The organism is Frankia tisae, from assembly GCF_025403405.1.
Classification (GTDB): domain Bacteria; phylum Actinomycetota; class Actinomycetes; order Frankiales; family Frankiaceae; genus Frankia; species Frankia tisai.
On record NZ_JANEZT010000368.1, the window covers coordinates 1 to 6,597 of the forward strand.

Annotated in this window: 4 protein-coding genes; 2 read left to right on the forward strand and 2 right to left on the reverse strand. The window is 70.3% G+C overall.

Annotation, left to right across the window (positions count from 1 at the left end):
* Window positions 1-439: 439 nt before the first annotated feature.
* Window positions 440-1,150, reverse strand: coding sequence for a hypothetical protein (locus tag NBZ85_RS25665; protein ID WP_261559968.1), 711 nt, complete (start codon window positions 1,148-1,150; stop codon window positions 440-442).
* Window positions 1,151-1,587: 437 nt separating this feature from the next.
* Here NBZ85_RS25665 and NBZ85_RS25670 point away from each other — a divergent pair, with 437 nt between their 5' ends.
* A complete protein-coding gene (locus tag NBZ85_RS25670) occupies window positions 1,588-1,929 on the forward strand; it encodes a histone-like nucleoid-structuring protein Lsr2 (RefSeq protein WP_009742427.1) in 342 nt (113 codons plus the stop codon).
* A gap of 220 nt (window positions 1,930-2,149) precedes the next feature.
* On the opposite strand, the gene NBZ85_RS25675 is transcribed toward NBZ85_RS25670, so the two are convergent.
* Window positions 2,150-3,553, reverse strand: coding sequence for an aminopeptidase P family protein (locus NBZ85_RS25675; RefSeq protein ID WP_261559969.1), 1,404 nt, complete (start codon window positions 3,551-3,553; stop codon window positions 2,150-2,152).
* Window positions 3,554-4,894: 1,341 nt separating this feature from the next.
* On the opposite strand from NBZ85_RS25675, the gene NBZ85_RS25680 reads away from it, so the two are divergent.
* Window positions 4,895-6,433 (forward strand): LCP family glycopolymer transferase, encoded by a 1,539-nt coding sequence (locus NBZ85_RS25680; RefSeq protein ID WP_261560699.1) that lies wholly within the window; start codon window positions 4,895-4,897, stop codon window positions 6,431-6,433.
* Window positions 6,434-6,597 lie beyond the last annotated feature (164 nt).

Sequence of the window (6,597 nt, forward strand, 5' to 3'; positions counted from 1 at the left end):
CGTGCGACGGGTCCCTGAGAGTGCGGCGGGCACGGCCGTCCGCATCATGTCCGGTGACAGCCGTTCCCGCGATCGCGACGGATTTCCGGGCGGATTCCCGCTGGTTCATCGGGCGGGCGGCCGCTGACATTTGCGCGATCAACGGGCCGGATTCGGTATCGCGGGGACCACGGCGGCCGGTGTTGACGCTCCGACGCGGTGCCGCGCGGACTGATCGGCTGCCTGGAGCCGATTGATTCGGGGGACCTCTCCCCAGGACGAGCCGAGGCGCTACCTGTCGGACGTGGGCGGCGCGAGGGTCTCAGAAGGCGTCAGATCCACGTTGGCGCCACGGTCGGGTCTTTTTCTCTCATGGCATCTTTCCGGCCACACGCGCGCGTTGAGAGCCCCGCAAGGGGTAGGTCCTGCGGGGTCCCGTCGAGGGAAGTCGCCGTGGGTCTCACCGTCGAAGCCGGTTCCACAGCCAGCCGGCGCCGCGTGCCTCGGCGCCGAGAGCGAGTACGCGTGCGGTGAGCCCGCGATCCGAAGTGATCACGATGACGCCGGGGCCGGCCTCGCGGGCGGTGTCGACGATCGCGTCATCGCCGTGCCCCGGGGCGTGGACGACGGCAAGTGCGGGCGCGGCGCCGTACTCGGGCGTCGGGTCCGATCGGTCGGCGGCGATCCAGGAATTGCCGTCGCCGTCCCCCGGCGAGCGCTGCGCCTTCCCCCGAGCGTGGTCGCCGTTCCCGGGAGGGCGGCCGTCCTTGCCCAAGGATCGATCGCCCTTCCCGCTCGGCCGAACGGTGTTCCCGTGCGACTGGTCGGTGTTCCCGTGCGACCGGTCGTGGACATGGTTGGGGGCCGGAGGCGTGGCCGGAGTCGGCTCGATGACCACCGCTGCGGCGGGAACCCCGGCTCGGGCCGCCCCTTCCAGAACGACCAGGATCCGCGCCGGCCATTCTGCCGACCCGGGCGATCCGACGTGCGCGTCGGACCCGGCGATCCAGGTCGAAATATCGGCGAGCAGGCGCCGGGCAGCGCCCGGACGGTCGCGCCACCAGCCGTCGGCCCGAGAGCCAATGACGTTGGCACCGTCCACCACCCACGTCCGTGGGTACTCGTCCGTGCGCCGATCCATAGGGTCGGCGCCGGAATCAGGCGTACTCATCCGCCGCCACGATCCCCTTTGGCATTCGTACCGGTCGGTTCCGCTCGCGGCGCCAGCACCCCAAAGCACCCACCGGCTGATGCCTGCCGATTGCCCGGCAATCGTCCGGGGAGTCGGTAGACGAACACGATCGGTGTCCCAAGGTCGGCGGACATGGTCGCCGCCCGGCCGACGGCGGCCCAACTGTCCGCTTGCGGCCGGCGTTTCGGCTCGGAAGGTGTGATTCGCAGAACATGATCACCCTCTATCATGCCGAGCTTGGCCGCCGCGTTTGGGTTCCGCACTCCGACAGCCTCACCAGCGTGCCTAGACCGGTGTCTTCGTGTTCGGTGGCCCAAGTCTGCGAGTCCGCCGAACCAGACGCGACAGTTCCCGGTGTTCTCGTGGTAATACTAGACGCGTGAGTTCTGCGGTCCGCTGACCTGAAGGAGTGTGGCATGGCCCAGAAGACCATCGTCTCGTTGATTGACGATCTCAGTGGAGAAGAGGCCGACGAGACTGTCCGCTTCGGACTCGACGGTGCGCAGTATGAGATCGACCTGTCGGAGAAGAACGCGACGAAGTTGCGTGAGTCGCTGGCCCCGTTCGTGACCGCGGCCCGCCGTTCCGGTGGCCGTGCGGCGGGTGGCCGTCGTGGCGTGCGTACCGCTTCGCGGCGTACCGGCGGAACCGACCGCACCGCCGACATTCGCGAGTGGGCGCGCAGCAACGGTTACACGGTGAGTGACCGTGGCCGTATCGCTTCCAACATCGTCGAGGCGTACGACAAGGCCCACTGATCCTGGTCTTGACGACTTTTCCGGGTCGAGACTCGAAGCGGTGGACCCCGTAGTACCCGTCGTGCCTGCGGTATTCGGCCGCGGGCCGCAGGCCCCGGCGCCCAAAGACCTGCTGATCAGGTTTTGCCAGGGCAGGTTCCTGCCACACCGGCCTGGCCGGTGTGGCAGGAACGATTGACCTTCGCGCCAACGCGTGCTGTTGCCGGCTCTGTTCGTTCCGTCAGTTCGGCAGATGCCGGCCCATCCAGTTTTCGATGTCTTCCGGGGCTCGCGGAAGCCCGGCGGACATGTTCCGCCTTCCGTTCCCGGTGACCAGGATGTCGTCTTCTATCCGGACGCCGATGCCGCGCAGCTCGGGGGGAACGGTGAGGTCGTCGGGCTGGAAGTACAGGCCCGGTTCCACCGTGAGCACCATCCCGGGCTCCAGCGCCGCATCCCGGTAGGTTTCGTCGCGGGCATGGGCGCAGTCGTGCACGTCCAGCCCGAGCATGTGCGACGTGGCGTGCAAGGTGTATCGGCGGTGGATGCCCGCGCCCGGTGCGCGGGGATCTTCCGACAGTGATGCCTGCGCACCGTCCGGCAGCAGCCCCCAGTCCGCCAGAGCGGTGGCGATGACCTGCATCGCCGCGCGGTGCGGGTCCAGGAACGACGCTCCCGGGCGGACGGCGTCGATGCCGGCCTGCTGCGCGCGGAGAACCACGTCGTATACCTGGCGCTGCAGCTCCGTGAAGCGGCCGGTGATCGGTAGCGTCCGGGTGACATCGGCGGTGTAGAGCGACCTCCCCTCCACCCCCATGTCGAGAAGTGCCAGCTCACCGGCCCGCACCGGCCCGTCGTCGCGCACCCAGTGCAGGGTGGTTGCATGGTGCCCGCAGGCGACGATGGAGCCGTAGCCGACGTCGTTGCCCTCGACGCGGGCGCGCCGCCAGAAGGTGCCCTCCAACCAGCGTTCGCCGTTGGCCAGCTCCATCGCGCGACCGATTTCTCCTACGCACTCGGTGAAGCCACGCGCTGTCGCCGCGACCGCCTCGTCCAACCGGGCGATCTCGAAGTCATCCTTGACCAGCCGTAGCTCGGAAAGGGCCTGGGCGAGCACCACATCGCGGTCGTCGGCCGATCTGTCGCCGGACCACCGCAGCACCGAACGGTCAACCAGTGGATCGATTCCCCGCAGCGTCCTGGTGTTTCCCGGCGCCAGCCGGGCCAGCGCGCCCGGGAGCTCGGTCAGCGGCCGACACGCGATCTCCAGGGCGGCGGCCGTCTCGCGAACCCCCGGCCGGGGACCGACCCAGAGTTCGCCGTATCGGCGGTCGGTGTAGAACGCAGAGCTAGAGCGGTCCGATCGGCCCGCGACATACAGCGTCGCATCGTGCTCGCCGGCCGCGTTGGGTAGCAGAACCAGCACGGCATCGGGTTCATGACAGCCTGTCAACCAGAACAAGTCACTTCCCGGACGGAACGGAAAATCCGTGTCGTTTGCCCGTACCCGTAGGCCGCCGCTGGGCACCACGAGGGCATCGGCCGGGAACCGCGAGCCCAACAAGGCGCGGCGTTTCGCGGTGTAGGGTGCACAGTCATCGCGAGATGGCACAGCGTCGTCAATCGGCGCCCAGCCAGTTGCCATAAATCGGCGGAACGCCGCGTGCGGTTCCTCATCGTGGTTGACCTGGCCGGGTTCGCGGCCAGAAGACGTCGCCGGATCGGCCGGCGTCTCGCCGGCCTCCGCGGAGACGGACACCGGCTCCGAATCTGACTCCGCGCCAGCGGAATCCCTCGCGGCCTCGGGCACATCGATGCGGGGGCGGACAACATCCGCCTCGCCGGCTGTGATGAAGTTCTGGCCATCCTCCGCCGAGGCTCCCTCGGGTACCCCCGTGCCGGCCGGTGGAGGTGTGCTTTGGTGGGACTGGGCGCTCATACCGTTAACGGTAGGCCGGTCGAGGTCTGCCGGGTAGTGGTGTGCCGTCTGGTCGTCCATCGAGGCCGCACGGGACAACTCGCCGCGGTCAGAGTCTGGATTTTGGCGTGCGGATCCTCCGGGCGATGTGAGCCGATCCGCCTGTCTCCCGGCCTGATCCGTCGACCGGCGATCCGTAGCCGCTCGCGACGTCATCCGATCATCCGGCTTGAGAGGGAGTGCCTGCTGGGGCCGGCGACCTCGGAAGGTTACCCAAGAGTCCATCCTCTCGCTTCGAACGGGTTAACACGGGCAAGCATTCGGTTGTGCGAGATCCGCGCTATCCGTCGTTACGTGACTTTCTGTCGCTGCCCGTTGACGGGGATGTCGGAACTCTGGGTGTGGGCTCCTGGCGGTGGCCCCGAGGCGGTTCGGTCCGGGTGCTGACCTCCTTGGTCCCCGGAATACCGACCTGATATCCGATGCCTTCATCGGCCTCGCGGGCAGCGAGTGGGAGCGGGCTCACGGTGAGTCGGGACATCCGAGCCGACGTGCGCGACTCCTCGATGGTGCTGTAACCGACATCACATTGCGGAGATCCTGCCTTTTTGGCCTGGCCGGGAATAAGTCTCGCAAATGTGGTCGAAAGTCGCGCCCACGGATTGCCCACCCCCGCGCGCTCGCCGGACCGCGATCGCGGCCGGGCCTGGTCGCCCACCCGACAGCCGTCGACAGGGCCGACGGCCCCCAGAGCGCGAGTTTGGTGAGAGGCTGTCCTGGAGTGTTCCGTTGGTCGGCTCGTGGCTCGTGGCTCGTGGCCGGAACCGGGTGGCGCCGCGGCAATCGCGGGCTGGTCGGTGCGGGTGGCCCGGCCGCCCGATCGGCGCCCGGCGTTCTGCTCCCGCCGGGGGAGTCACCGGATCAAGTGAAGGGCGGGCGGTCGCACCGGCGGGCGCGAGGCGGGTGACACGGGGGGAAAGGCCCGCCTGGAACGGATGCCCGGAACACCGATGGCGTCACCGGCGCGGGATGATCTCCTCCCGGTGGATGAGGGAGGGAGAGGCGGCCATGACCTGGCCTCCGGATCGGCCGGAACGGCACGGGCCGCCCGCGGGACGCCGCGACGGGGAGGGCGACGGCCGGCGGCGCGATGCCCCCCGGCGCGATGGCTCCCGGCCCACGCCCGAGGAGAACTGGCCGGCGGGGCAGTGGCCGCGCCGCCAGCCCGGATCTCCTCCGCCCGCCGGGGACCGCCCGGCTCGCCCGCGGGCCCAGCCGCGGCCCCCCGGTCGCTCCCGCGATCCCTACGCCGATCCCTATTCCGGCCGTGATCCCCATCCCGGGCGTGATGCCCAGGCTGGCCGCGCCGAGCTGCCAGTCGGCCGTCGGGCCGCCGAGCCGCCCGGCCCGACCCGGCGGGACCTGCCAGCGACCGGCGACCCCGCGCCGCCGCGCCGCGGCTCGATCCACCGCGGCGTCACCGCGGTCGCGGCGGTTCTCGCCGCGGTCGTGCTTGTGCTGGCGACCAGCGGCTGGGCCGTGTTACACCACTACGACGGCCGGGTCCGCCATACCCCGCTGACCTTCGCCGCCGGCGTGGACCGGCCGGCGTCGGCCTCGGGCGGCACGCAGAACATCCTGCTGGTCGGGTCCGACACCCGGGCGGGGACCAACGGGGAGTTCGGCGTGGCCGAGGGGCAGCGTTCCGACACCACGATCCTCGCCCATCTCGACGACAACGGCTCGACGACCCTGATCTCCTTCCCCCGCGACTTGTGGGTGCGGATCCCTGGCTACACCGACTCGCGGGGCACCCAGCACGCGGCCCAGCGCTCCAAACTGAATTCGGCCTTCTCGTACGGCGGACCGTCACTGCTGGTCGCGACCATCGAAGGCCTCACCGGGATCCGCGTGGACCACTACGTGCAGATCGATTTCGTCGGCTTCCAGGGGATGACCGACGCGCTGGGCGGGGTCACCGTCTGCATCAGGGAGCTGCCGCCCGAGCTGAAGGCGCGCGGCTTCGACAACCTGCACGACCACTACTCCGGTTTCTCCGGGCAGGTGGGGGAGAACCGGCTGACCGGGGCGCAGGCCCTGGCCTTCGTCCGCCAGCGTTACGGCCTGCCGGAGAGCGACATCGACCGGATCCGCCGCCAGCAGCAGTTCCTGGGGGTCGTCTTCCAACGGATTGCCTCCACCGACACGCTGCTCAACCCGGCGAAGCTGATCAATGTGGTCGACGCGGCGACCTCCGCGATCACCCTCGACGACCGCACCTCCCTGGCCGACCTGCGCCTGCTCGCCGTCCGGATGCAGTCGATCGGCTCCGGTGGGGTCATGTTCGCCACCGTGCCGGCGGCGGCCGGCCAACGTGCCGGGCAGAGCGTGCTGGTGCCCGATCCCGACCAGCTCGGTGCCTTCCTGAAGCCCTTCGGTGGCCGCGCCGCCACGACGAGCTCCACCGGTGCGTTGCCGGCCGCTCCGGCCACCTCCGCGGCCGTCCCGGTGTCCTGGTCCCGGCCGGCCGTGGCCGCGAGCGGCGTCCGGGCCATTGCGGCCCCGGCCCCGGCCGCCGCCCCGGCAGGCGTCTCCTGCACCTACTGAGCGGGCTGAGCCGGCCCCCGGCGTAGAGGGGCCACCGGGACGGTGGGGGCGTCGTCGGCGGCGCAGTGGTCATCCGAGACGTCGCCGCCTCGGCTGGCGGGGTCGGCGGCGCCGTCACCGGAATGGTGGCCGCCATCGGGATGCGGACCGCCGCCGGCAGACGG